This window comes from Umezawaea sp. Da 62-37, assembly GCF_032460545.1.
GTDB lineage: Bacteria > Actinomycetota > Actinomycetes > Mycobacteriales > Pseudonocardiaceae > Umezawaea.
The window spans coordinates 4793895-4818533 of record NZ_CP135965.1 but is presented as its reverse complement, the minus strand read 5'-3'; the positions used below and the strand labels follow the sequence as shown (position 1 = coordinate 4818533).

Here is a 24639-nt window from a genome sequence, read left to right as displayed (position 1 = left end):
CCGGCCTTTCGCGTCACTTGGTGATGCGTTTCCGACGTGGAATGCGATGTCCGTTCCATGGCCGCAAAACCTCCACCGCCGCCCCCGCGCCGACCCGCGCCGCCGAAGCGGGTCGCGGGTGTCGTCCTGCTGACCGCGGGTGTGGCGATCGTGGTCTGGTGGGCGGGCATCACCGGCCTCGGCCTGCGCGTCGGCCTCGGCCTGGGCCTCGGCGGGCTGTTCGCGCTGCAACTGGTGTGGCGCCGACGGCAGCCCACCGCCGCACGGCCTCCCGACCCCGTTCACGTCGTGGTCCGCCCACCCGCCGTCCGGCCGGCGCTGCCGATCCAGCGGAGCTGCATGCCACGCCGCCGCCGCGGCTCGACACGACCGGGGCTCGGCGCTTGGCGGTCGTCGACGACACCGTGGAACACACCGCCCCGGACGCACGTGAGCGGCAGGCCGTAGCGGAGTTCGCGGCTGGTTGTCGGTCAGGCCTGCCCGACCGCCAACTCCCGCGGCGACCTGTCGAGGCGCTGCGACCACAGGACCCGCGTGCACGAGCTGGTGATCAGCCCCGCCGCCAACTCCACGCGCGATCACCGAGCTGCGTGGCCACCGAATTGCACGATCACCAAACCGCGAGATCGCCGACCCGCGACCAGCCGCGTGACCACCGGCCCCGCGCACACCAACCAGGACCCAGCCACCAGCACCGCACAACGCACCACGACCGACGCGAACGCGGAACTACACGCGCGCGTACCCCGGACATCCCCCGCCACTCCTCAGGGGGACGGCCCCTTGGCCAGTCTACCGGCGGTGGGGGCGAAATCGGTGGCGATGCCGCGGCCTGTGGACAACCGACCCGCCTGTGGACAACTCCGATCCCCCGACCCCCTCGTCACGGCGGCGCGTGGGCGGTTGCGTTCCGTGATGTACTGGCATCCCCGAGTGGGGGAACCAACTCGATCCGGTAATCGTCCGAGTGGGCGGATCGGCTAGCGTTTTGCTGCCGCTCGTAGTCCCTCGGTGGAGGAGGAACCTCACCATGTCCGTCCCGTACGGCGCCCCTCAGCAACAACCGGGTGCTCCCGGTCCGGCGCAGCCGGCGATGGGCCTCAACCTGGGCTTCTTGCTCCCGCTCGTCGCGGCCGGCCTGGCTTTGATCGCATTCCTGCTCGCTTTCGCGGACGACGTGGCGTTCTCGGGTGTCATCGAGTTCATGTACGCCGCCGGTGTGCTCGCGGGGCTGTCGGTGCTGCCGAAGGCGCCTCGGCTGCTGTGGGCGGCGGCGCCGCTGACCGTCGTGCCGACGTTGGCGATCCTCCAGGGGATGATCAAGGGTTCCGGTTCCGTCCAGGGCATGCAGATCGTGCTGTTCATCGTGTCGCTGCTGCAGACCGCGGCGGTCATCGCGGCACTGCTGGCCGAGGTGGGCATCCTGAAGCTGGAGCCGAAGCCAGCGAACCCGTACGGCCAGCCGGGTGGCTGGAACCCGCCGACCGGTGGTTTCCCGCCCCAGGGCCAGCAGCACCCGCAGCAGCAACAGCAGTACGGCCAGCAGCCGCAGCAGGCCCAGCAGCAGCCCCCGACCGGCGGTTTCGGCGCGCCGGTCCAGCCGCAGCAGCCCGGCGCGCAGGGCCCCGGTCCGACGACGTACCTGTCGCAGCCCGGCCAGTTCGGTGGGCAGCAGGCGCCGCCGAACACGCCGCCCGGCGGCTTCGGCGGTCCGCCGCAGCAGAGCTGAGCAAGCGTTCGACGGAGGGGCGGCACCGGTATCCGGTGCCGCCCCTCCGGCCGTGTGCGGCGTGCCGCACGACGGAGGCCGGCGTCGACTGACACAGTGGGGAGGTGCCGGTGCTGCAACCCTCCACGCACGGCGGAACCGACGTGCGGCCCCCCGAGTTCTCCCGTTCGGAACGAGCGCGGGTCCTGGTGATGACCGCCGCGGGTTCCGTGGTGATCGGGTACGCCGCCGTCGCCGCCCTGCTGGCCCTGATCGCCGCGACGGCCACGCACGCCGCGTTCTCCACGACCGGTGTCCTGACCGCGGCCGCCCCCGGCTGGCTGGTGGCGCACCACGTGCCGCTGCGGTTCGAGGGCTCCGCCCAACTGGGTGTGCTGCCGCTGCTGCCCACGGCGCTGCTGATGCTGCTGGCGGGCCGCGCGGCGGCCGGTGCGGCGGATCGGCTCGGGCTGTACGAACCGCTCCAGGCGCGTGGCGTGGTGTTCTGCATCGCGGGCGCGCACGCCATCACGGGCGGGACGATCGCGTTGCTGATGGGGAACGGTCCGGTGCGCGCGACGCCCGCCGTGGCGTTCTTCGGCTGCGCGGCGGTGTCCGGGGTGGCGGCCACGATCGGGGTCGCGCAGCGGTGCGGGCTGGTCGAGGTGCTGATCGACCGGATCGACCCGGTGGCGCGCCGCGGGATGCGGGCGGGGCTGCTGGCGCTGTTCGTGCTGGCCGGTGTGGGCGCGCTGCTGGTGGCGCTGGGCCTGGTGTTCTCCTGGTCGACGACGAGCGGCCTGTTCGCCGGCGCGAGCCCGACGTTCGGCGTCGGCCTCGGCATGTGGCTGCTGTGCCTGGGCTACCTGCCGAACGCGGTGATCGGCGCCATGTCCTACGTCGTGGGCGCGGGCTTCTCGATCGGCGACGTGTCGATGACGCCGACGCGCTTCTCCGGCGGCCCGGTCCCCGCCGTGCCGCTGCTGGCCGCGCTGCCCGAGAAGCAGATGGCGTTCCTGCCCGCGCTGCTCCTGCTGCCGCTGCTGCTAGGCGGGCTGGTGGGCTGGTACTGCCGCAAGATCTCCGACCGCCCGTCGACCCGGCTGCGCGCGGTGCTCGTCGCCGCGGTGACGGTCGCGGTCGTGGCGCTGGTGCTCGCCGCGACGGCGGGCGGCGCGCTGGGCGCGGGCGTGTTCAACCCGGTCACGGTGCCCGCGGGCCTGCTCGTCGTGCTCGTGCTGGGCTGGATCGTGGTGCCGGGGTCGTTCGTCGCCTGGTTCGCCGGTGCCCGCCCGAAGCGCGTGCCCGCCGCCGAGGCCCCCGCGATCGAGCGGATCCCGGCCGAGGAGGACGTGGAGGCCGGGTACGACGACGTGGAGTACGAGGACGACGTCGACGACGAGTACGAAGAGGACTACGAGGACGTCGACGAGGAGCTGGCGCTCGAGGACGAGCTGGCGGAGGAGTTCGAGGAGGACGAGTACGACGACCTCCTCGACGATCCCGCCGACGATCCCGCCGACGACGCCGACGACCTGACTGGAGACGACCCGGCCGACGACCCGGCCGACGGCCTCGACGAGGACGTCGCTGATGACGACCTCGACGCGGAGGCCGAGGCGCGGTTGGAGGCCGAGCTCGCGGGCGGGGTCGGCGGGGTGCCCGAGGACGACGGGTCCCCGGAACCGGACCTGAAGGGCAAGGCCGACTAGGCAACGCCTAGGCTGGTGCTTGAGCTGCGGTGATGGCTGGTCCACGCCCGGCTGACGTTCCCGCACCGGCCCGCCAGGAGACCACGCTGAACGCCGCAGAACCCAGCATCCTCACGCTGCCCGTCCCCGCGAGGGTGGTCGTGCTCGTCTCGGGCTCCGGCACCCTCCTCCAGGCGCTGCTGGACGCCGCCGAGGGCCCGGACTACCCGATCGAAGTGGTCGCGGTCGGCGCCGACCGCGACGGCATCGAGGGCCTCGCCCGTGCCGAGCGCGCGGGCGTGCCGGGGTTCGTGGTGAAGCTGCGCGACCACGCCGACCGCGCGGCGTGGGACGTCGCGCTGACCAAGGCGGTCGCCGAGCACGAACCGGACCTGGTGGTCTCCGCCGGGTTCATGAAGATCATCGGTGACGGTTTCCTGGCCCGCTTCGGCGGCCGGATGCTGAACACCCACCCCGCACTGCTCCCCGCCTTCCCCGGCGCGCACCCCGTGCGCGACGCGGTGGACTACGGCGTCCACGTCACCGGCGCGACCGTGCACCTGGTCGACGCGGGCGTGGACACCGGGCCGATCCTGGCCCAGGAGGCGGTCGTGGTCGAACCCGGCGACGACGCCGACAGCCTGCACGAGCGCATCAAGGTGGTGGAGCGGCGACTGCTCGTCGACGTGGTCGCCCGCCTGGCCCGCGAGGGCTGCACCGTGAACGGACGAAAGGTGAGCATTCCGTGACCACTCCTGCCGAGAGGCGACCGGTCCGCCGGGCCCTGATCGGGGTGTCCGACAAGTCGGGGCTGCTGGAACTGGCCGCCGGCCTGCACGCGGCCGGAGTCGAGATCGTCTCGACCGGCGGCACCGCGAAGGCGCTGGCCGACGCGGGGATCCCGGTCGTGCCGGTCGAGCAGGTGACCGGGTTCCCGGAAAGCCTGGACGGCCGCGTCAAGACGCTGCACCCCGGCGTGCACGCGGGCCTGCTCGCCGACACGCGGCGGCCCGAGCACGTGGCGCAGCTCGACGAGCTGGGCATCAAGGCGTTCGACCTGCTCGTGGTGAACCTGTACCCGTTCGCCTCGACCGTCGCGTCCGGCGCCTCGGTCGACGAGTGCGTGGAGCAGATCGACATCGGCGGGCCCGCGATGGTCCGCGCGTCGGCGAAGAACCACGCCAGCGTGGCCGTCGTCGTCGACCCGACCCGTTACGAGTGGGTGCTGGAGCAGGTCGCCGCGGGCGGGTTCACCCTGGCCGACCGGCAGCTGCTGGCGCTGAACGCCTTCCGCCACACCGCTTCCTACGACGTCGCCGTCGCCTCCTGGATGGGCGCCGCGCTCACCTCGGACGACGAGGGCACCGGGTTCCCCGGCTGGGTCGGCGCGACCTGGGACCGCTCGAACGTGCTGCGCTACGGCGAGAACCCGCACCAGAAGGCCGCGCTGTACACGCAGGGCGACGGCCGCACCGGGCTCGCGACGGCGAAGCAGTTGCACGGCAAGGAGATGTCGTACAACAACTACCTCGACGGCGACGCCGCGTGGCGCGCAGCCTGGGACCACGAGCTGCCCTGCGTCGCGATCATCAAGCACGCCAACCCGTGCGGCATCGCGGTGTCCACCCTGGAGGGCGCCGCGGCCATCGCCGAGGCGCACCGCAAGGCGCACGCGTGCGACCCGACGAGCGCGTTCGGCGGGATCATCGCGGCCAACCGCGAGGTCACCGTGGACATGGCCGAGCAGGTCGCGGAGATCTTCACCGAGGTCGTGATCGCCCCGTCGTACGCCGACGGCGCGGTGGACGTGCTGGCGCGCAAGAAGAACGTCCGCCTCCTGATCGCCGAGCCGCCGGTGCGGCAGGGCGTGGAGCTGCGGCCGGTGTCCGGTGGCCTGCTGCTCCAGGGCAGGGACGCCGTCGACGCCGAGGGCGACGACCCGGCCAAGTGGACGCTCGCCTGCGGCACGCCGCTGGACGAGGAGGGCCTGGCCGACCTCGCGTTCGCGTGGCGCTCCTGCCGCGCGGTCAAGTCGAACGCGATCCTGCTGGCCAAGGACGGCGCCACGGTCGGCGTCGGCATGGGGCAGGTCAACCGGGTCGACGCCGCGCAGCTCGCGGTGACCCGCGCGGGTGAACGGGTCAAGGGCGCGATGGCGGCCTCCGACGCGTTCTTCCCGTTCCCGGACGGCCTCCAGGTGCTGCTCGACGCCGGTGTGCGCGCGGTCGTGCAGCCCGGCGGCTCGGTCCGCGACGCCGAGGTCATCGCGGCCGCCGAGGCCGCGGGCGTGACGGTGTACCTCACGGGCACGCGGCACTTCGCGCACTAGTCCTTCCCGAGGGCGGGGCCACCGGATGACCGGTGGTCCCGCCCTTTTTCGTGCCCTCTCGGGGATTCCGGGCCGAGAAGTGATCACCCGGTCGGTCCTCGCCCATTGACACCGGGCTGGGCGGACGCGTTAGGATCACCTCGTCATTCGAACACCTGTTCGAGTGGCGAACCGCCGAACTTCCCACGGCGGTCCGTGTTCAGGGGTGCGCACGGACGGTGGGAGGAGGCTGGGTGTCCAGGTCGGCAACGGCGATGTCGGTCGCGCTCGGGGTAGACGCGACCGGCGGGCTGACGACCCTGGCCGGTGGTATCACGGGGCAGGTCCTGCCGGTTCGCGGGGAACTGGCGGACCTGCTCCCGTGGGGCGGTTTGAGGCGCGGCAGCACGGTGTCGGTCCGGGGATCGACGTCGTTGCTCCTCGCCCTGCTCTCCACCGCGACCGCCGAGGGGTGCTGGGCGGCCGTCGTCGGCGTGCCGCACCTCGGGGTCCTCGCGGCCGCCGAACTCGGGGTGGCCGTCCACCGGCTGGCCCTGGTGCCGCGGCCGGGCAGCGATCCGGCGGTGGTCGAGCGCACGGTCGCCGCGCTGCTGGACGGCATCGACCTGGTCTCCGTCGGGGTTCCGGTGTCCCCGCACGTCGCCCGGCGGCTGTCGGCCCGCGCCCGGTCCCGCAAGGCGGTGCTGCTGCCCTTCGGCGAGTGGCCGGGGGCGGATGTGGAGCTGCGGGCAGGGGAAGGGCGGTGGTCCGGGCTCGGCGACGGGCACGGGGTGCTGGTCGAGCGCGAGGTCGTGGTGCACGCGAGCGGTCGCGGCGCGGCTTCCCGGCCACGCCGGGGCGCGGTGCTGCTGCCCGCCGCGGGCGGAGGCGTCGGAGGGGGTCGTCCTTCCGGGCGGCCGGTCTCGGTGGTGGCGGGGTGAACCGCGGAGTGACGGGCACGGCGCCGGATACGTCGGGCGACTGGCGCGATGTCGCCATCCCATCCGGGCAGATTCCGGGCCGGGCGCTGGTTGTCCGCGTGTGGGGTTCGTGTGCACGAGTGGACTGGCGCGGTGGCCCGGCGGGGTGGGTGGCGTGCGGACGTTGACGGTGTGGTGCCAGGACTGGCCCGTGGTGGCGGCGGTGGCCGCCGCCGGGCTGGCCGTCGACGTGCCCGCGGCGGTGGTGGTGGGCAACGAGGTCGCGCACTGCTCGGCCACCGCGCGCGCCGAAGGGGTGCGCCGAGGGCAGCGGAAGCGGGCCGCGCAGGGGCGTTGTCCGGAGCTGGTGCTGTTCGAGGACGATCCGGAACGGGACGCGCGGCTGTTCGAACCCGTCGCCGCGGCCGTCGAGGAGCTGGCGCCGGGGATCGAGGTGGTGCGGCCGGGACTGGTGGCGCTGCCCGCCAGGGGGCCGGTCGGCTTCTTCGGCGGGGCCGAGGCCGCGGCCGAGCGGCTGGTCGACCACGTGGCCGCGGTGGCGGGCGTCGAGGCGCAGGTCGGGATCGCGGGCGGGCTGTTCGCGGCGACGCTGGCCGCGCACCGCGGGGTGATCGTGCCCGAGGGGTGCGCCGTGGACTTCCTGGCGCCGCTGGGGATCGCGGAGCTCGACCAGCCCGCCGAACGCCTCGCCGGGCGGGCCGAGCTGGTGGACCTGTTGCGGCGGTTGGGGTTGCGGACGCTCGGGGCGTTCGCGGCCGTGCCGGAACGGGACGTGGCGTCGCGGTTCGGCGGGCAGGCCGTGCTCGCGCACCGGTTGGCGCGCGGCGCCGAGGAACGGGCGCACGGGCGGCGGAAGGTGCCGGTGGAGCTGTCCGTGACGCAGGTGCTGGACCCGCCGGTCGACCGGGTCGACGCGGCCGCGTTCGTGGCGAAGGGGCTGGCCGAGCGGCTGCACGCCGGGCTGGTGGCGCGCGGGTTCGCCTGCACGCGGCTGGGGATCCGGGCGACGACCGGGAACGGCGAGGAGCTGTCGCGGGTGTGGCGGTGCGCCGAGCCGCTCACCCCGCAGGGGATCTCCGACCGGGTGCGGTGGCAGCTCGACGGGTGGCTGACGACCACGCGCCTCACGTCCGGCGTCAGCGTGCTGCGGCTGGACCCGGAGGAGGTCGTCGGCGCCGCCGCGTTGCAGCTGGGGCTGCTGGAACAGAACCTGGGGAACGTGGCCGACCGGGCCGCGCGGGCGCTGGTGCGCGTCCAGGGGCTGCTGGGGCCGGAGGCGGTCGTGACGCCGGTCCTCGGTGGCGGCCGCGGACCCGCGGACCGGGTCGGGTTCGTGCCCTGGGGCGACGAGCGGACGCCCGCGGCCGATCCGGGGCAGCCGTGGCCGGGGCGCCTGCCCGCGCCGTCACCGGCGACGGTGCCCGCGGACCCGGCGCCGGTCGTGGTGCTGGACGAGGCCGGTGCCGACGTCGGCGTGACCGGTCGGTACGAGCTGACCGCCCCGCCGCGGCGGGTGCTGGTCGGCGGCAGGGCGCGGGAGGTTCGGGGGTGGGCCGGACCGTGGCCCGTCGACGAGCGCTGGTGGGACGCGCGAGCGGCCCACCGGGTGGCACGGCTGCAGGTGCTGACCGTGGCCGGGGATGGTGCGGAGCAAGCGTTCCTGCTGGTTCGCGTGGGCGGCCGGTGGGCGGTGGAAGGGGTGTACGACTGATGTCGGACGACTACCAGGGGATCGTGGACTGGCTGCGCGAGATGGGCGAGATCGACCGGCCGGAGCAGGAGGCGCCCGCCTACCTGGCGTGGTTCGGGTGGACGCCGCCGCCGGTGTTGATCCCGCTGCCGAGGCGGGCGCCCGACGAGCTGTTCTGATGGGCTGGAACAACCCGCCGGTCCGCTGGTCGGACCTCGAACGCGCGCTGTCCGGCAAGCCGCGCAAGGGCGACGGCGGTGACAGTCCGGCGTGGACGCGCCACCGCGACCGGTACGCGGCGCCGCCCGAACTCGGGCTGCGCGTCGACGAACTGGGCTCCACGCAGACCCGCACGCCGTACGCGGAGCTGCACGCGCACTCCAACTTCAGCTTCCTGGACGGCGCGAGCCACCCGGAGGAGCTGGTGGAGGCGGCGCACCAGTTCGGGCTGGACGCCGTCGCGCTGACCGACCACGACGGCATGCACGGCGTGGTGCGGTTCGCCGAGGCGGCCAAGGAACTCGGCGTGCGCACGGTGTTCGGCACGGAGCTGAGCCTCGGGCTCTCCGCGCCGCAGAACGGGATCCCGGACCCGGAGGGCGAGCACCTGCTGCTGCTCGCCCTCCGCGAGGACGGCTACTACGGGCTGTGCCGGACGATCACCAGCGGCCAGCTCGCCGAGGGCGCGGAGAAGGGGCGGCCGGTCTACCGCCTGGAGCAGGTGGTGGAGGACACCCGCGCGCACTGCGTCGTGCTCACCGGCTGCCGCAAGGGGGCGGTGCGCCGCGCGCTGGAACGGGAAGGGCCCGCGGCGGCGTTCGCGCGGCTGCGGGAGCTGGTCGACCTGTACAGCGCGGAACGCGTGTTCGTGGAGCTGACCGACCACGGGTTTCCCGGTGACAGCACCAGGAACGACCTCCTCGCGGGCATGGCGGCCGACCTCGGCCTGCCCACGGTCGCCACCGGCGCCGTGCACTACGCGTCCCAGTCGCGCGGACGGCTCGCCGCGGCGATGGCCGCCGTGCGGGCCCGGCGCGGCCTCGACGAGATGGCCGGGTGGCTGCCGCCCGCCGCGGGCGCGTGCATGAGGTCAGGCGAGGAGATGGCGCGCCGGTTCGCCCGCTACCCCGGCGCCGTGCACCGGGCCGCGTTGTTGGGTTTGCAGTGCGCGTTCGACCTGCGGCTGGTCGCGCCCGAGTTGCCCCCGTTCGACGTTCCGCCCGGCCACACCGAGATCACCCACCTGCGCGAGCTCACCCGCGCCGGCGCGGCCAGGCGGTACTTCTCCATCGGCGAGAACCCCAAGGCGTTCCAGCAGGTCGAGCACGAGCTGCGGGTCATCGAGGAACTGGGCTTCCCCGGTTACTTCCTCGTCGTGCACGACATCGTGCGGTTCTGCCGCGAGAACGGGATCCTCTGCCAGGGCCGGGGTTCGGCGGCGAACTCCGCGGTCTGCTTCGCGCTCGGCATCACCAACGTCGACGCGGTGCGCTTCGAGCTGCTGTTCGAGCGCTTCCTCGCCCCCGCCCGCGACGGGCCGCCGGACATCGACCTGGACATCGAGTCGGACCGCCGCGAGGAGGTCATCCAGTACGTCTACACCAGGTACGGCAGGCGGCACGCCGCGCAGGTGGCGAACGTGATCACCTACCGGGCCAAGTCCGCGGTGCGCGACATGGCGCGGGCGCTGGGCTACTCGCCGGGCCAGCAGGACGCGTGGAGCAAGGAGATCGACCGCTGGGGGCCGCTGCGCGAGACCGCGGCGGACAGCGGGATCCCGCCGCCGGTGCTGGAACTGGCCGCGCAGCTGGAGAACTTCCCGCGCCACCTGGGGATCCACTCCGGCGGCATGGTCATCTGCGACCGTCCGGTCAGCGAGGTGTGCCCGGTCGAACGCGGCCGGATGGCGGGCCGCACCGTGCTCCAGTGGGACAAGGACGACTGCGCGTCGATCAACCTGGTCAAGTTCGACCTGCTGGGCCTTGGCATGCTCTCCGCCCTGCACCACGCGATCGACCTGGTCGGCGAGCACCACGGCGTCGAGGTCGACATGGGCACGATCGACCTGGCCGACGACGAGGTCTACGCGATGCTGCGGCGGGCGGACTCCGTCGGCGTCTTCCAGGTGGAGAGCCGCGCCCAGATGGCGACCCTGCCGAGGCTCAAGCCGCGCGAGTTCTACGACCTGGTCGTCGAGGTGGCGCTGATCCGCCCCGGCCCGATCCAGGGCGGCTCGGTGCACCCGTACATCAGGCGCCGCAACGGGGTGGAGAAGTGGGAGCACGACCACCCGAGGCTGGCGAACGCGCTGGAGCGCACCTACGGGGTGCCGCTGTTCCAGGAGCAGCTGATGCAGATCGCCGTGGACGTCGCCGACTTCACCCCGGCCGAGGCGGACGAGCTGCGCCGGGCCATGGGCGCCAAGCGCTCCACGCACCGGATGGAACGCCTGCGCGACCGGTTCCACGCGGGCTGCGCGAACCACGGCATCGACGAGGAGCTGGCGGGTCGGATCTACGCGAAGCTGTTGGCGTTCGCCAACTTCGGCTTCCCCGAGAGCCACGCGCTGAGCTTCGCGCACCTGGTGTTCGTCAGCGCCTGGTTCAAGCTGTACTACCCGGCCGCGTTCTGCGCCGCCCTGCTGCGCGCCCAGCCGATGGGGTTCTACTCGCCGCAGTCGCTGGTCGCCGACGCCCGCAGGCACGGTGTCCGGGTGTTCGGTCCGGACGTGAACGCGAGCCTCCCGCACGCCAACCTCGAGCCGCACCAAGGGGAACAGGCCGTTCGCATCGGGCTGGCCGCCGTGCGCACCGTCGGCAAGCCGGTCGCCGAGGCCCTGGTCGCCGAACGCGACCGCGGCGGCCCGTTCCGCGACCTCCAGGACTTCGGCGCCCGCCTCCGGCTGACCACCCCGCAGGTCGAGGCGCTGGCCACCGCGGGCGCGTTCGGCTGCTTCGGCGTGGCCCGCCGCGAAGCGCTGTGGGCCGCGGGCGCCGTGGCCGGTATGCGCCCGGACCGCCTGCCCGGCACGGTGGTCGGCACGACCGCGCCCACGTTGCCGGGCATGGACGAGGTGGAGCTGGCGGTGGCGGACGTGTGGGCCACCGGCCTGTCGCCGGACAGCTTACCCACCCAGTTCATCCGCGACCGCCTCACCGCGCTGGGCGCGCTGCCGACCGCGGACCTCGCGCGGGTCCACCCCGGAAGCCGGATCCTGGTCGGCGGCGCGGTCACCCACCGCCAGCGCCCCGCGACGGCGGGCGGTGTCACGTTCCTCAACATCGAGGACGAGACCGGCATGGTCAACGTCGTCTGCAGCACCGGGCTGTGGGCGCGCTACCGCCGGATCGCCCGGTCCAGCCCCGCCCTGCTCGTCCGCGGCACGGTCGAGATCGCCGAGGGAGCGGTCAGCGTCCTCGCGGACCGCTTGCAGCACCTGGACTTGCGCGTCCCGTCCCGGTCGCGCGATTTCCGCTGAGCACCCGTGCGTTGTCAGTCCGCGGGGTGACGCGGTGTTCATCCCCCGGACCGACGTCCGACGAGTCGGCCCGCTCGTAGGTTTCCGCCAACACCAAGAACGGAAGGCGGAAGACATGAACAAGGTCATCGTCGGGCTGGTCGCGGGTCTGGTCCTGGTGGGCGGGGCGGGCGCCGCGGTCGCCACCGGCGGGTTCGGGGCGTTCGGCAACGACTACGAGCTGCGGGCCGAGGTCACCGGCACGGGCAACGCGGAACGGATCGGCATCGCCTGGCCGGGCGACGTCGACGCCGTCACGGCCGACAAGGACTTCGCGCTGCCCTGGTCCCAGACCCGGCGGGAAAAGCGGGCACCGTCATCGTGACGGCCACCGGGGTCGCGGACGGCACGACGTGCCGGATCGTCGACAAGGGCGTCGAGATCGCCAAGTCCACCGCCGCCAACGGGAAGGTCAGCTGCACCGCCGTCGTCAAGGGCGGGTGACGTCCCGCCCGTCCCACTCCGCCCGAGCCCCGCCGATCGCGTCCCGGTGCTCCCGCGACCAGTCGGCGAGGTGGCGGATGGCCCCCGCGAGGCTCTCGCCCATCGGGGTGAGCCGGTACTCGACCTGCGGCGGGATGGTCGCGTACGCCGTGCGCTCGACCATCCCGTCGCGGCACAGCCCGCGCGTGGTCACGGTCAGCATCCGCTGCGAGATACCGGGGATCGCGCGCTCCAGCTCGCGGAACCGCCGCACCCCCTTCGCCAGCTCGACGACCACCAGCACGCTCCACTTGTCGCCGATCCGGTCGAGCACGTCCCGGATCCCGCAGTCGTCGTCACCGCACGGACCCCCGTGGACCTGGGGGGTTACCCCGGTGTGCGCCACCGACATGGGAATGCCTCCTTACGGACGCCGGCCGCGCCGGACACGCTGACCTGGTTCGGGAAGAGAACCACAGCAGGGGTGTCAGATGATCCTGGTTACCGGTGCCTCCGGCGCGCTCGGCGGACTCGTCCTCGACCGGCTCGCCGGTCACGACGTCGTGGCGGGCTCCCGCTCACCCGTCGGCGACACCGCGCGGCTGGTCGACTTCGACCGGCCCGGGACGCTCGCCGCCGCTTTCGACGGCGTCGACGTGCTGGTGTTCGTCTCGGCGGGCTACGCCGACGACGACGTCGTGCTCGCCCGGCACGGCGCGGTGGTCGACGCCGCCACCGGAGCGGGTGTGCGGCACGTCGTCTACACCAGCCTGGTCGGCTCCGGCGACGGCCTGGCCATCGCGCTGGCGCACCGGTGGACCGAGGACCGGCTGGCCGCCGCGCCGTTCGACGTCACCGTGCTGCGCAACGGCCTGTACGCCGAGATCCCGGCCTCGCTGGCGGTGGCCGCCGCGGCGTCCGGCGCGTTCGAGGTGCCGTGGGGCGCGGGCAGGCTGGCCGTCGTGGCCCGCGAGGACCTCGCCGACGTGGCGGCCAAGGTCGCGCTCACCAGCGCGGACCACGTGGGGCGCACATATGAGCTGGAAGGTGTCACGGCGGTCGGCGGGCAGGACGTCGCCGACCTGCTGACCACCGCGCTCGGCCGCCCGATCACCTACCGCCCGGTGCCGTTGGGGAGCCTCTGGCACCTGCCCCAACCGCCTTTCCAGGTCGCCCACACCGTGTCGCTGTGCTCGAACGTGGCGGCGGGCAGGTTGGACGTGCGGGCCGGGGACCTGCCGGGGCTGCTGGACGCGCCGCCGCGGTCGGCGTCGGACCTGATCGCGGCCGCCGCGCGGACCTAGGTCTGCGGACGCGGAGTCACGGTCCACCGAGACCGGCGGCAAGGTCACCTTCGCCGCGCTCGTCGACAACCGGTGACGTCGTCGTCCGTCTCAGGCGAGGGGGACGCCGGTATGCCGTGATCACGAGGCAAATGGCATTGCCCGGCCGGGACCAGACCTCGTCTGAACTGGAAACCAGCTCAAATCCCGGATATCGCGTCCAGGTCATCTTCGGATAGGCATTTTCGGACACCTATTCCGCAATAATGCGCCCAGTCAGCAGAAACGGATCGCCCGAGGTCAACTTCCACCACAAGACCGCTAACATCGAGGTGTGGTGAACGATGTCAAAGCCATGGACAACGCCGAATCGCACACCATCCGGGTCGAAACCGTCGAACTCGACTCCTCCGGCAACAGGCAGATCGCGAGCAGACGCCGAACGAGTTCGCCGTTGACGGAACGCAGGGACGAGATCGAACAAGGAATCCGTGCCGCCGTGGACGTCGTCCGGTCATCACTGGACACGACTGACGAGGACACGCGGGGTTGGCGGGTGGCAAGCGTCGAAGCGACGTTCGGCATCACGTTGGCGGCAGAGGCCGGGGTGATCCTCAGCAAGGCGTCGGCCGAGGCGACGTTCGAAGTGACGTTGACCGTTGAGCGGGTTTGAGTGCGAGGGAAAAGGCGGTGGTCCACGAGTACTGGGTGGCACTGCGGCACGGCGAGGTCGAACTTGGCGCGGGGTTCCTCCTCACCGGCCGTTTCCTGGTGACCGCCGAGCACTGCCTGCGGAACCTGCCCACCGCTGTGCGCGATGTCGGCGTGGTGTTCGCCGACCGCACCGTCCGGTCCGCCCAGGTGCAGACCCGGTTGCCGGATGCCGACCTCGCACTGATCATGCTGGGCGAGCGGTCCCCGGTGCGGTCACCGGTCGTCGACACGTGCTCGGTGTTCGACCCCTGGCGGGTACCCAGCAGACCCAAACCGACCGATCCGCAGCTCAGCGGGGAAATCGTGGCATCCGCGACGCAGTTCACCTGCGAAGGCGGAGCCGAGTTGACGGCGTTGCAACTGCGCACCGACACCGTGCTCGGCGACTACTCCGGTTACTCCGGTGGTCCGGTCGAACGGAGCACCCGAGGCGAACAACGGCTTGTCGGTGTGCTGCTGGAGCAGTATCCCGATCGGCAGTATCCCGAGCGCGCGTCGAACGTCCTGTTCGCCGCGACCGTCAGCGAAGTGATCAACAGGTTCGACCAGCTCCACAACGCCAACCTGATCAACGCGTTTCGTGATCCGTCCACGACGAATGAGCTGATCAACCTCGGCAAAGAACTCATGGAGAGCAGCGACCAGTGGCAAGGGGACGCGATGCTCACGGGTGACCAGATGGCGGGTATCAAGCTGCACATCGCCCGAAGCGTCATCGACGGAGCCATTCGGAGGAAGTTGCCATGAGTGACCTCTTGGCTGTGGCACAACGACTCGCTGATCACCTGGTTGAACGGGGGAGCGAAGCGCACGGGCCCATTGTCAAGGTTCTCAGGGCCGTGGTCGTCGAGCTTTCGCTGTCGTCGACGCATTTCGAGTTCGACCGAGTATCCAGGTGCGCCAAGGCGTTGAACCGGATCGGTGCCGTAGACAGCGTCGACGCGCTTATCACCGCAGCGCTCTCGGACGCCGACAACACCGAAGATCTCAGGTTGCAGAACCTGCGCGGAGTACTGGCGGCCGAGCGAGGTGACTACGCCTTGGCGGAATCGCTGCTGGAGGACGCCCACATCGACGCTGGACGGCTGGGGTCGCCGTTGCGCACGACCGTCATCGCGAACCTGGCCGCCGTGAACGCGCTGCGCGGAAAGATCGACAAGGCCGCCAGGTGGGCACGAGCACGGACACCCGACAACGAGGGCGCCGCGGCGCTCCTCGCGGCGGTGGGTTCACTGATCGCCAGAGCCCGTTCGGACCGCGCTGCTCTGGAAAGCGCCGCTGTGGCCCAACGGGACGCGGTCGTGGGCCTGGTGACCCGGATCCACCAAGACCACCCGATCGCGTTGGGGGCGTTCACCGCGGCGATGGCGACGGAGTTCGAGCTCGCGCGTTCGCGGCATTCGCCTGCCCGTGCGGACCAGGCGATCGACGCTCTGGAGGTCGGTCTGCTCCGCTGCTCGGCGACGCTCGGGACGACTCACCCGCAAACCCTTGTCGCGCAGGTCAACCTGGCTGCGGCCAAGTTCCAGGTCGCTCGTGACAGCCGGGAGAGCGATCAGGTCCGAGCAGCTGTCGCGACTCTGGCGGAAGCCGCGGCATCCACGTGCTCCGTGTTGGGTGAGGACCACCCTCAATGCCTGACCGCGCTGTCGAACCTCGCGTCGGCGGAATTCGAACTGGCCAGGGTGAGCCGTTCGACCGTTGCCGCGCACTCAGCACTGCCGAAACTTGTCGCCGCAGCCGAGCGCACGGCCTTGGTGCTGGGGACTGGACACCCCCAATCGTTGACCGCGTTGTCGAACCTCGCCTCTGCGGAGTTCGAGTTGGCCAGGCTCGCGGGCTCCCGTGACTTCGCGGCCCGCGCGCTGGAAAGTCTCGAACTCGCGACGAGCCGCTCGGCCGCAGTCCTCGGTGAAGGGCACCCGTCCACGCTTGTGCTCAACCAGGAACGTCGCGTGTGCCAGGCGTGGCTGTTCGACGAGGAGGACGACGACGGGGCCGGTGGCACCGTCCTCACCAAGCGCAGGACGGCGACCAAGTGGGATTTCGACGACGAGTACCTCTCGTTCGACCAGGCGGCCGACGTACTGCACCACGAGTCCGGGGCGGCGACATCGGCGGAACACGGACAGCTCGACGTGGTCAGGGCACTGGCAGATCTGGCCCTGATGAGCTGGAGATCCGGTGACCACGTCGAAGCCGTGTCCGCGGCCCGTCGCGCCATGCTTGCGTGGAGACCTCTTGCAGAAGATGATCCCCGGCACCTTGTCGACCTGGGCAGGTCACTGGACAACCTCGGTGTGTGCCTCTCGGGGGTCGGGAACGACTCGGAGGCGGTCAAGTGCTTCGACGAGGCCACGCGGATCTGGCGCGTCCTGTCACGGGACACCCCTTCTGCCCATCACCCCAACCTCGCGCGAACGCTCAACAACGCGAGTGTCAGCCTCCGAATCCTCGATCGAGCATCCGAAGCGGTAGCCGCGGCTGCGGAAGCCGTCGCCCTGCGCCGCGGCGCGGCGGGACCGGACAACGACGCACAGCAGTCCGAACTGGTCCGCTCACTTGCCAACCTCGCGTTGGCCATGCTTGCGGAGGGCCAAGCGGCCGATTCGCTGGCGACGGCCGAGGAAGCCGTCGACCTCTGCCGAACCCTCGTCTCGACCGCGTTCAACGAGCATCGCGAGGACCTCGCGCAAGCACTGGTCGTGTTCTCCGTTTGCCTGTCGGAGGCAGGCCGTCTTCGCAGTGCGTTGCACGCGGCCCGCGAGGCTGTCGCCCATCACCGCAGGCTGGTCGCTGTTGACCGCCACCACCTACTGGACTTGGCCCTGTCACTGGAGAACCTCGCCGATCACCTGGGTAGGAGCAACCGGCCTGGCGACCAACTGGCCGTGCTCATCGAGGCAACCGCGATGTGGAGCGAACTGGTCACCGCGAACCCCAACCGCTATTCGGCAGAGTTTGAGCAGTGCCTGTTGGCGGTCGAGACGCTGCGTGACGGCGGAGCGGCGGAGCCGACGGACTAGGCGCAGCACCATGGAAAAGACTCCCGCAACGGCATTGCAGTGCCTGTTCTGGGCTTTTTCACGACAGCGGTGCAGGTGTGCTGCTAACCGCCCTGCCAGGACTTCCACAGCGCCGCGTAGACCCCCTGCGCCGCGACCAGCTCGTCGTGGCTCCCCAGCTCGATGATCCGCCCGTCGTCGATGACCGCCACCCGGTCGGCGTCGTGCGCGGTGCGCAGGCGGTGCGCGATGGCGATCACGGTGCGGCCCTCCAGCACCGCCGCCATCGCGCGTTCCGCGTGCCGGGCCGTGGTCGGGTCCAGCAGGGCGGTCGCCTCGTCCAGCACCACCGTGCGCGGATCCGCCAGCACCACCCGCGCCAACGCCAGCTGCTGCGCCTGCGCCGGGTCCAGCGCCCGGTCGTCGACCTCGCGGTCCAGGTCGTCCGCCCAGTCCGCGTCCACTGTGGACAAAGCCGCTCGCATGGCGTTGTCGTCGGCGTGCGGCGCCGCCATCAACAGGTTGTCCCGCAAGGTGCCCAGGAACACGTGGTGCTCCTGGGTGACCAGCACCACCCGCCGCCGCAACTCCGCCGGGGGCAGCTCCGCCACCGGCACGCCGCCGACCGCCACCCGGCCGAGCCGCGGTGCGTCGACACCGGCCAGGAGCCTGCCGAGCGTCGACTTCCCGGCCCCCGACGGCCCGACGATCGCCAGCCGTTCACCGGGGCGCACCACCAGGTCGACGTCGACCAGCACGTCGTGACCCTCGCGGTAGGCGTAGTGCACGCCGGAGACGACCAGCCGGTCGTCGACCGGCACGTCGGTGCGCACCGGCCCCTGCACGACGGCCGCTCCCACGCCCTCGATCCGCGCCAGCGCGGCACCGCCGGTCTGCAACTGGTCGGCCCACTGGAACACGCGGTCGAACGGGTCGTGGAGCTGCCACATGTAGAGCGTCGCGGAGATCACCGCGCCGAGGCTGACCACGTCGCGGGTGTGCAGCCAGCCGCCGGCCAGCAGCATCGCGGCCACCGGCAGCGCGTGGGCGAAGTCGAGGATCGGGAACCACACGTTGCGCAGCACCAGGGTCCGGCACTTGGCCGCCATGCCGATCGCGATCCGCTCGTCGCCGCTCGCGATCCGCCGCCGCTGCAACCCCAGCGCCTCCACGGTCCGCGCGCCCTGCGCCGTGGCGGCGAGGTGCTCGGCCTGCTCGGAGTTGGCCCGCGCCTCGGCGAGGTAGGCGTCGCGCGCCCGCCGCAGGTACCAGCGGGTGCTCAGCCACAGCACCGGCGAGGCCACCAGGCCGCACAACCCCAGCAGCGGGTGCAGGAGGAACACCGCGCCGAACAGGAAGACCACCTGCACCACGGAGATGAACACCTCGGGCACGCCGTCGCGCAGGGTGGTGCCGATCGTCGCCACGTCGGAGGAGCTGCGGGTCATCAGGTCGCCGGTGCCCGCCCGTTCGACCACCGCCGTCGGCAGCGCCAGCGCGCGGTCGACGACCTGCTCGCGCAACGACGACAGCGCCCGCTCGCCGAACCGGTGCCCCGCGTACCGGGCGAACCGGATCAGGAGCAGTTGCGCGACGCCGAACCCGACGATGCCGAGAGCCAGTTCGTCCACAGTGGACACCGGGGTGCCGTCGTGGACCTCGTTGACGATCCGTCCGAGCAGCCAGGGCGCCCCGAGCCCGGCCGCGGCCGCCAGGCAGTTGAGCAGCACCACGAGCGCCACCGCCCGGCCGTCCGCGCGGATCAGCCGCCCGATGGCGCGCCGGGTCCCGGCCGCGTCCGCGACCGGCAGTCTCACCGGAACACCAGCCCGCGGTAGCCGGGGTGCGCCAGCAGTTCCGGATGGGTGCCGGTCGCCACGACCCGGCCGTCGACCAGGTAGGCCACCTCGTCCGCCTGGTCGAGCAGCAGCGGGGACGTGCTGGTCACCACGGTCGTCCGCCCCTTCCTGGCCGCGTGCACGCGGGACGCGATGAGCGCCTCGGTGTGCGCGTCGACCGCAGAGGTCGGCTCGACCAGCAGCAGCACGTCGGGGTCGGCCAGCAACGCCCGCACCAGCCGCAGCCGCTGCCGCTGGCCGCCGGACAGCGTCCGCCCCTGCTCGTCCACCTCGGAGTCCAGCCCGTCCGGCACGGCGTCCGCCGCGGCCGCGGTGCGCACGGCGGCGGTGATGGCCTCGTCGTCGGGGTCCTCCCGGCCCGCCACGGCCTCCCGCAGCGCGCCCGCGAACAGGTGGGCGTCGTTGTCCGCCACCAGGATCCGGCGGCGCACCTCGTCGATCCCCATCGCGGCCAGCGGCACCGACCCCCACGTGGCGCCGGAGTCGACGTACCGGCCGAGCCGGTCGACCACCTCCACCGCGTCGGACGGCCGGGCGGCCGCGACGGCGAGCATCCGCCCGGCGGGCACGACCAGCCCGGAGTCCGGGTCGCGCAGGTCGGCGGGGCCGGTCGGACCGGGCGTGCGCGGACCGCCCTCGTCGACGTCGGGCGCCAGCACCAGCAGCCGCACCACCCGGCGCGCGGCGACCAGGCCGCGGCTGATGTCCTGGGCGCCCTCGATGAGGAAGTACACCGGCGTGATCAGCACCGCCACGTACCCGTACACCGCGATCATCCCGCCGACCGTGATCCCGCCGGTCGCGGCCATCCGCGCGGCCAGCCAGGTGACCACCGCGAGGAACAGCGACGGCAGCCCGAGGCCCAGCGCCTGGATCCAGCTCGTCACCGCCCCCACCCGGTACCCCTGCGCCTGCAACGCCCGCGACGCCGTGCGGTACCGCCCCGCGAACGCGTCCTTGCCGCCGATCCCGCACAGCACCCGCAGCCCGGACACGATGTCGCCCGCGCGGGCCGTCACCGCCGCCTGGTCCACGCGGTAGCCGGTCTCGGTGGCCTGCAACCGGTTCAGCAGCGGCACGAGCAGCCCCATCATCAGCGGCACGCCGACCAGCACCACCAGCGCCAGCGTCGGCGACACCTCCAGCAGCAGCACGGCGACCACGAAGAACGCCACCACCGCGCCGACACCGGGCCCGGTCGTCGTCATCACCCGCGAGATGTGCCCGACGTCGGTGCTGCCGATGTTCACCACCTCGCCCGCCGACACCCGGCGCGGCAGCGCGGCGCCCAACCGCACCACCTGGCGGACCACGACCTGGACCGTCCGGTAGGAGGCGTCGATCCGGATGAACGACATCACCCGGTGCCGCAGCATGCCGAGCACCGCGTTCAGCGCGGCGATCCCCAGCAGCGCCGCCGACCACCGGACCAGCGCCCCGGTGTCCCGCGCCCGCAGCCCCTCGTCGACGGCACGGGAGATGATCAGCGGCGGCAGCGTCAGCAGCACCATCCACGTGCTGCTGACCACGACCCCGATCGCCACCCGACCGCGCTGGGCCACCACCAGCCACCACAGGTAGCGGGCCGGACCGCGGGCGTCCGGCGTGCCGGGGTCGTCGTACGGGACGCGCGGGCGCATGATCCTCACCCTAGGTCAGCAGTCGGGCAACTCCAGGGCGTTCGCGGCGGCCGCCAACCTCTCCGGCGTCGCCTGCTCGCCGGGGGTGTCCGTGGCCAGCGCCTGGTTGCGCGCCACGTAGTCGCGCAGCACCTCCTGGTAGCGCGGGAACGCCGCCCGGTGGTCGCCCCCGGCGGCCTTCAGCTCGGCCGCCAGCACGTAGGCGCCGACGATCGCGGCGCTCGTGCTCTGCCCGGACAGCGGCGACCCGCAGTAGCCCGCGTCACCGACGAGCGCGACCCGGCCGCGCCACCAGTGCTCCATCCGCACCTGGCTCATCGAGTCGAAGTAGAAGTCCGGCGCCTCCTCCATGAACCCCAGCAGCCGCTTCGTCTCCCAGCCGACGCCCTCGTAGCGCTCGGTGACCAGCTCCCGCTGCCGGGCGAGGTCGCGGTGGTCGAAGTCCAGCGGCGGCGACTCGAACCCGAGCATCGAGCGGGCCTCGGTGTTACCGCGCGCGCTGTAGACGCCGGACATCCGGCCCTCGGTGCGGTGGAACACCTGCCAGTGGTCGAGGTCGAGGAAGTTCGGCGTGGTGAACACCGACAGGTAGACGCCGAGGTGGTGCAGGTACCGCGACTCCTCGCCGAACACCAGCGCCCGCACCGACGAGTGCAGCCCGTCCGCGCCGACGACGAGGTCGAACTCCTCCACCCGGCCGCTGCCGAACGCGACCCGCACGCCGTCCTCGTGCTCGTCGAGCGCGGTGATCCAGTCGCCGAACACGACGTCGTCCTCGCCGCCGCGCAGCAGGAGCGCGCTCAGGTCGTCGCGCAGAACCTCCACGTCCGGGCTGCCGATCACGCCGCCGGTCAGCGTCTCCTCCGTGCTGCGCATGACCTCCGCGCCGTCGTCGTCCACGAACGACATCCCGCGCATGTTCGTGGCCGCGGCCCGCAGGTCCTCCAGCCGCCCCATCCGGTCGACGACCTCCAGCGCGACGCCGCGCACGTCGATCGCCTGCCCGCCGACGCGCGGCGCGGGCGCCCGTTCCACGACGGTCGGGGCGAAGCCGCCGCGCCGCAGCCAGTGGGCCAGCACCGGACCCGCCACGCCCGCCCCCGAGATCAGCACCTTCATCGAAACCTCCACGTCGTCGCCTGGGTACGATGTACAAAGTCGCAGAAATGCCGTTCCCAAGGGGAAACGCGGGTTTCTGCACTAGTGCAGGGGGACGTTGTGGCCGAGGATCCGCCCTACCTCAGGATCGCCGCCGAGCTGAAGCGCCGGATCGAGGCCGGGGAACTCACGCCGGGCAGCCGGGTGCCGTCCGTGCGCGGCATCGCCGCCGAGTTCGGCGTCGCCATGGCGACGGCCACCAGGGTCGTCGCGGCCCTGAGCGACGAGGGCCTGGTCCGCGCGGTGCCGAGGGTCGGCACGGTCGTCGCCACGCCCGCGCCGAGCAGGCGGTCGGCCCCGCGCCGGGACGCGAGCGCCCACCTGACCCGCGACCGGGTCGTCCAGGCGGCGATCGACCTGGCCGACGGGGCCGGGTTCGCCGCGCTCTCGATGCGGACGGTCGCCGCGGAGCTGGGCGTGCCGACCATGTCGCTCTACAAGCACGTGCGCGGCCGGGAGGAGTTGGCGCTGCTCATGGCCGACGCGGTGTTCGCGCGCCACCGGCTGCCCGCGGTGCCGCCGCCGACGTGGCGGGCGCAGCTGGAGCTGGTGGCCAGGATGCAGTGGGCCGCCTACCGCGCGCACCCGTGGCTGCCGTCGATCGTCTCGCTGACCCGTCCGCAGCCGATGCCGAACCTCCTGCACCACGCGGAGTGGGTGATGCGCGCCCTCGAGGACCACGGCCAGCGGCCGTCCACGGTCTTCCAGGCGCACATCACGCTGTTCGGCTACGTGCGGGGAACGGCGGTGAACATCGAGCCCGAGGTGCTGGCCGAGGCCGACACCGGCCTGTCCGCCGACCAGTGGGTCGAGGCGCAGGAGGACCTGTTCGGCCCGGCCATCGACTCGGGGGCGTTCCCGGCGTTCACCCGGATGGTCTCCGAGTCGTTCGACTTCGACCTCGACGAGGTGTTCGAGTTCGGTCTCCAGCGCCTGCTCGACGGCTTCGCGGTGCTGTTCCGCTAGGCCTTCGCGTACGTCGTCACGACCACGCCGCTCGCGAACACCCGCGGCGGCCCCGGCGTGAACCGCTCCACCGGGAACTCCCCGTCGAACAGCGGGACGCCGGTGCCCAGGACGACCGGGTTCACCTTCAGCACGAGCTCGTCGATCTCCGGCAGCAGCGCCGCGGCCAGCTTGCCGCCGCCGCACAGCCAGATGCCCAGCCCGTCCTCGGCCTTCAGCTCGCGGACCTTCCCCAGCACGTCGTCGGAGATCACCCCGACCTCGGGAGGCGTGCCCGTGAGCGTCTTCGACACCACGTACTGCCGCAGGTGCGGGTAGGGGCTGGGCCCTCCGCCGGGCACCTGGTAGGTCGCCCGCCCCATCAGCACCGTGTCGAAGTTCGCGTTCGGCGGGTCGATGCCGAGCATCTCCCGACCCGCGCCCGGCAGCGTGTCCGGGTACTCCTCGAAGATCATCTCGATGTGGTCGCCCTCGACCGGGAAGACGTCGAAAGCGCCGTCGGCGGTCGCGATGAAGCCGTCCAGCGACGTCGCGACGTAGTAGGTCAGTTTCCGCATCCGATCCCTACCTGCTGAAGGGCCCGCCGGTGATCGTCATCGCCACCACGATCACCGCCACGCCGAGTCCGGAGTACAGCATCGCGTCGACCCCCCGGCCGCGGATGGCGATCAGGCCCGCCTGCTCGTCGGTCACCAGCACCCGCAGCAGCGCCGCGAGCAGCAGCGCGATGCCGATCAGGACCACGCCCTGGCGCCAGTGGTACTGCACGATCCGCACGAGACCCAGCAGGGTCACGCCCAGCACCAGCGCGAACGGCAGGTGCTGACCCGCCGCCGACCGCCAGCGCTGCTCCGGCATCAGTTCCACCGCTTCCGCCCTACGCCGTCTCGAGCGAGCGCTCGGCGGCTTCGACCGTGTTGGCCAGCAGCATCGCGATGGTCATGGGGCCCGCGCCACCGGGGATCGGCGCCAGGAACCCGGCGACCTCGGCCACGTCCGGGTGCACGTCGCCGACCAGACCCGCCTCGGTGCGGGTGATGCCGACGTCGACCACGGCCGCGCCGGGCTTGACCATGTCGGCGGTGATGAGGCCGGGGCTGCCCGCGCCCGCGATCACGATGTCCGCGCGGCGCACCTCGGCGGCCAGGTCCTTCGTGCCGGTGTGGCACAGGGTCACGGTCGCGTTCTCGGAGCGGCGGGTCAGCAGCAGCCCGATCGGGCGGCCCACGGTCACGCCGCGGCCGACCACGGTCACGTTCGCGCCCGCGATCGGCACGTCGAAGCGGCGCAGCAGCTCCACGACGCCGCGCGGGGTGGCGGGCAGGGGAGCGGTCTCGCCCAGCACCAGCTTGCCCAGGTTGGTCGGGTGCAGGCCGTCGCCGTCCTTGGCCGGGTCGATGCGCTCCAGGATCGCGTTCGCGTCGAGGTGCTTGGGCAGCGGCAGCTGCACGATGTACGCGGTGCACGCCGGGTCCGCGTTCAGCTCGTCGATGACGGCTTCCAGCTCGGCCTGCGTGGTCTCGGCGGGCAGGTCGCGGCGGATCGACGTGATGCCGACCTTCGCGCACGCCGTGTGCTTCCCCTTCACGTAGGAGTGGGAGCCGGGGTCGTCGCCGACCAGCACGGTCGCCAGACCCGGCGTCACACCCCGCCCGACCAGCGCGGTGACCCGCTCCCGCAGGTCTTCGAAGATCGCGTCTCGGGTGGCCCTGCCATTGAGGATCGTCGCCGTCACG

General features: G+C 72.4%; 23 protein-coding genes. 16 read left to right on the top strand and 7 right to left on the bottom strand.

Annotated elements, in window-relative coordinates; translation table 11 throughout:
• Window positions 1-57: 57 nt before the first annotated feature.
• From RM788_RS21655 to RM788_RS21605, 11 genes are all read left to right on the top strand, one after another.
• Window positions 58-447 (top strand): hypothetical protein, encoded by a 390-nt coding sequence (locus RM788_RS21655; RefSeq protein WP_315933533.1) that lies wholly within the window; start codon window positions 58-60, stop codon window positions 445-447.
• A 583-nt stretch (window positions 448-1030) separates the two neighbouring features.
• Window positions 1031-1729, top strand: a complete 699-nt coding sequence (locus RM788_RS21650) for a DUF5336 domain-containing protein (protein ID WP_315933532.1) — start codon at window positions 1031-1033, stop codon at window positions 1727-1729.
• Window positions 1730-1839: 110 nt separating this feature from the next.
• On the top strand, window positions 1840-3420 hold the full coding sequence (locus tag RM788_RS21645; RefSeq protein WP_315933531.1) for a cell division protein PerM: 1581 nt from the start codon (window positions 1840-1842) through the stop codon (window positions 3418-3420).
• 32 nt (window positions 3421-3452) lie between these two features.
• Window positions 3453-4148 (top strand): phosphoribosylglycinamide formyltransferase, encoded by a 696-nt coding sequence (gene purN, locus RM788_RS21640; protein ID WP_315933530.1) that lies wholly within the window; start codon window positions 3453-3455, stop codon window positions 4146-4148.
• Window positions 4145-5728, top strand: a complete 1584-nt coding sequence (gene purH, locus RM788_RS21635; protein ID WP_315933529.1) for a bifunctional phosphoribosylaminoimidazolecarboxamide formyltransferase/IMP cyclohydrolase — start codon at window positions 4145-4147, stop codon at window positions 5726-5728. The genes purN and purH overlap by 4 nt, the downstream gene beginning before the upstream one ends.
• Window positions 5729-5961: 233 nt before the next feature.
• Complete coding sequence (locus tag RM788_RS21630) at window positions 5962-6648, top strand: DnaE2-dependent mutagenesis accessory factor ImuA' (RefSeq protein ID WP_399344321.1); 687 nt, start codon at window positions 5962-5964, stop codon at window positions 6646-6648.
• A 145-nt stretch (window positions 6649-6793) separates the two neighbouring features.
• Entirely contained in the window at window positions 6794-8359 is a 1566-nt protein-coding gene (locus tag RM788_RS21625) for a DNA polymerase Y family protein (RefSeq protein WP_315934704.1), read from the top strand.
• Window positions 8359-8517 carry a hypothetical protein gene (locus RM788_RS21620; protein WP_315933528.1) on the top strand — a complete coding sequence of 53 codons (159 nt, stop codon included), beginning with the start codon at window positions 8359-8361 and terminating at the stop codon, window positions 8515-8517. The genes RM788_RS21625 and RM788_RS21620 overlap by 1 nt, the downstream gene beginning before the upstream one ends.
• The gene (locus RM788_RS21615) at window positions 8517-11816 is read left to right on the top strand and encodes an error-prone DNA polymerase (RefSeq protein WP_315933527.1); all 3300 of its coding nucleotides are present in this window, start codon (window positions 8517-8519) and stop codon (window positions 11814-11816) included. The genes RM788_RS21620 and RM788_RS21615 overlap by 1 nt, the downstream gene beginning before the upstream one ends.
• Before the next feature lie 115 nt (window positions 11817-11931).
• Window positions 11932-12180 carry a hypothetical protein gene (locus tag RM788_RS21610; protein WP_315933526.1) on the top strand — a complete coding sequence of 83 codons (249 nt, stop codon included), beginning with the start codon at window positions 11932-11934 and terminating at the stop codon, window positions 12178-12180.
• The gene (locus tag RM788_RS21605; RefSeq protein ID WP_315933525.1) at window positions 12177-12299 is read left to right on the top strand and encodes a hypothetical protein; all 123 of its coding nucleotides are present in this window, start codon (window positions 12177-12179) and stop codon (window positions 12297-12299) included. The genes RM788_RS21610 and RM788_RS21605 overlap by 4 nt, the downstream gene beginning before the upstream one ends.
• Here RM788_RS21605 and RM788_RS21600 read toward each other — a convergent pair.
• Window positions 12286-12690, bottom strand: a complete 405-nt coding sequence (locus RM788_RS21600; protein ID WP_315933524.1) for a winged helix-turn-helix transcriptional regulator — start codon at window positions 12688-12690, stop codon at window positions 12286-12288. The genes RM788_RS21605 and RM788_RS21600 overlap by 14 nt on opposite strands.
• A gap of 79 nt (window positions 12691-12769) precedes the next feature.
• Between RM788_RS21600 and RM788_RS21595 the strand changes: the two genes are divergently transcribed.
• The 4 genes from RM788_RS21595 (at window position 12770) to RM788_RS21580 (ending at window position 17301) form a co-directional block, all read left to right on the top strand.
• Complete coding sequence (locus tag RM788_RS21595; RefSeq protein WP_315933523.1) at window positions 12770-13582, top strand: NmrA family NAD(P)-binding protein; 813 nt, start codon at window positions 12770-12772, stop codon at window positions 13580-13582.
• Window positions 13583-13895: 313 nt separating this feature from the next.
• Entirely contained in the window at window positions 13896-14234 is a 339-nt protein-coding gene (locus tag RM788_RS21590) for a CU044_2847 family protein (protein WP_315933522.1), read from the top strand.
• Between the two features lie 17 nt (window positions 14235-14251).
• Window positions 14252-15022 carry a S1 family peptidase gene (locus tag RM788_RS21585; RefSeq protein WP_315933521.1) on the top strand — a complete coding sequence of 257 codons (771 nt, stop codon included), beginning with the start codon at window positions 14252-14254 and terminating at the stop codon, window positions 15020-15022.
• A complete protein-coding gene (locus tag RM788_RS21580; protein WP_315933520.1) occupies window positions 15019-17301 on the top strand; it encodes a tetratricopeptide repeat protein in 2283 nt (760 codons plus the stop codon). Before RM788_RS21585 ends, RM788_RS21580 begins: the two co-directional genes overlap by 4 nt.
• An 83-nt stretch (window positions 17302-17384) precedes the next feature.
• On the opposite strand, the gene RM788_RS21575 is transcribed toward RM788_RS21580, so the two are convergent.
• The 3 genes from RM788_RS21575 to RM788_RS21565 are packed head-to-tail and all read right to left on the bottom strand — an operon-like array spanning window position 17385 to window position 21898.
• Window positions 17385-19097 (bottom strand): ABC transporter ATP-binding protein, encoded by a 1713-nt coding sequence (locus tag RM788_RS21575; protein ID WP_315933519.1) that lies wholly within the window; start codon window positions 19095-19097, stop codon window positions 17385-17387.
• Complete coding sequence (locus RM788_RS21570; RefSeq protein ID WP_315933518.1) at window positions 19094-20779, bottom strand: ABC transporter transmembrane domain-containing protein; 1686 nt, start codon at window positions 20777-20779, stop codon at window positions 19094-19096. Before RM788_RS21570 ends, RM788_RS21575 begins: the two co-directional genes overlap by 4 nt.
• A 15-nt stretch (window positions 20780-20794) precedes the next feature.
• Window positions 20795-21898, bottom strand: coding sequence for an FAD-dependent monooxygenase (locus RM788_RS21565; RefSeq protein ID WP_315933517.1), 1104 nt, complete (start codon window positions 21896-21898; stop codon window positions 20795-20797).
• Between the two features lie 99 nt (window positions 21899-21997).
• Here RM788_RS21565 and RM788_RS21560 point away from each other — a divergent pair, with 99 nt between their 5' ends.
• Window positions 21998-22903 carry a TetR/AcrR family transcriptional regulator C-terminal domain-containing protein gene (locus RM788_RS21560; RefSeq protein ID WP_315933516.1) on the top strand — a complete coding sequence of 302 codons (906 nt, stop codon included), beginning with the start codon at window positions 21998-22000 and terminating at the stop codon, window positions 22901-22903.
• Here the strand turns inward: RM788_RS21560 and RM788_RS21555 are convergent.
• The 3 genes from RM788_RS21555 to RM788_RS21545 are packed head-to-tail and all read right to left on the bottom strand — an operon-like array spanning window position 22900 to window position 24638.
• The gene (locus tag RM788_RS21555) at window positions 22900-23460 is read right to left on the bottom strand and encodes a dihydrofolate reductase family protein (RefSeq protein WP_315933515.1); all 561 of its coding nucleotides are present in this window, start codon (window positions 23458-23460) and stop codon (window positions 22900-22902) included. The genes RM788_RS21560 and RM788_RS21555 overlap by 4 nt on opposite strands.
• A gap of 7 nt (window positions 23461-23467) precedes the next feature.
• Window positions 23468-23761 (bottom strand): DUF3017 domain-containing protein, encoded by a 294-nt coding sequence (locus tag RM788_RS21550; protein ID WP_315934703.1) that lies wholly within the window; start codon window positions 23759-23761, stop codon window positions 23468-23470.
• 19 nt (window positions 23762-23780) lie between these two features.
• Entirely contained in the window at window positions 23781-24638 is an 858-nt protein-coding gene (locus tag RM788_RS21545; protein ID WP_315933514.1) for a bifunctional methylenetetrahydrofolate dehydrogenase/methenyltetrahydrofolate cyclohydrolase, read from the bottom strand.
• Between the last annotated feature and the right edge of the window lies 1 nt (window position 24639).

What these genes read in the sequence shown, in the direction of transcription:
- RM788_RS21655 (WP_315933533.1), top strand. Translation starts at nt 58, where the DNA reads ATGGCCGCAAAACCTCCACCGCCGCCCCCGCGCCGACCCGCGCCGCCG.
- RM788_RS21650 (WP_315933532.1), top strand. Translation starts at nt 1,031, where the DNA reads ATGTCCGTCCCGTACGGCGCCCCTCAGCAACAACCGGGTGCTCCCGGT.
- purN (WP_315933530.1), top strand. Translation starts at nt 3,453, where the DNA reads ATGGCTGGTCCACGCCCGGCTGACGTTCCCGCACCGGCCCGCCAGGAG.
- RM788_RS21620 (WP_315933528.1), top strand. Translation starts at nt 8,359, where the DNA reads ATGTCGGACGACTACCAGGGGATCGTGGACTGGCTGCGCGAGATGGGC.
- RM788_RS21615 (WP_315933527.1), top strand. Translation starts at nt 8,517, where the DNA reads ATGGGCTGGAACAACCCGCCGGTCCGCTGGTCGGACCTCGAACGCGCG.
- RM788_RS21610 (WP_315933526.1), top strand. Translation starts at nt 11,932, where the DNA reads ATGAACAAGGTCATCGTCGGGCTGGTCGCGGGTCTGGTCCTGGTGGGC.
- RM788_RS21600 (WP_315933524.1), bottom strand. Translation starts at nt 12,690, where the DNA reads ATGTCGGTGGCGCACACCGGGGTAACCCCCCAGGTCCACGGGGGTCCG.
- RM788_RS21595 (WP_315933523.1), top strand. Translation starts at nt 12,770, where the DNA reads ATGATCCTGGTTACCGGTGCCTCCGGCGCGCTCGGCGGACTCGTCCTC.
- RM788_RS21580 (WP_315933520.1), top strand. Translation starts at nt 15,019, where the DNA reads ATGAGTGACCTCTTGGCTGTGGCACAACGACTCGCTGATCACCTGGTT.
- RM788_RS21570 (WP_315933518.1), bottom strand. Translation starts at nt 20,779, where the DNA reads ATGCGCCCGCGCGTCCCGTACGACGACCCCGGCACGCCGGACGCCCGC.
- RM788_RS21565 (WP_315933517.1), bottom strand. Translation starts at nt 21,898, where the DNA reads ATGAAGGTGCTGATCTCGGGGGCGGGCGTGGCGGGTCCGGTGCTGGCC.
- RM788_RS21555 (WP_315933515.1), bottom strand. Translation starts at nt 23,460, where the DNA reads ATGCGGAAACTGACCTACTACGTCGCGACGTCGCTGGACGGCTTCATC.
- RM788_RS21550 (WP_315934703.1), bottom strand. Translation starts at nt 23,761, where the DNA reads ATGCCGGAGCAGCGCTGGCGGTCGGCGGCGGGTCAGCACCTGCCGTTC.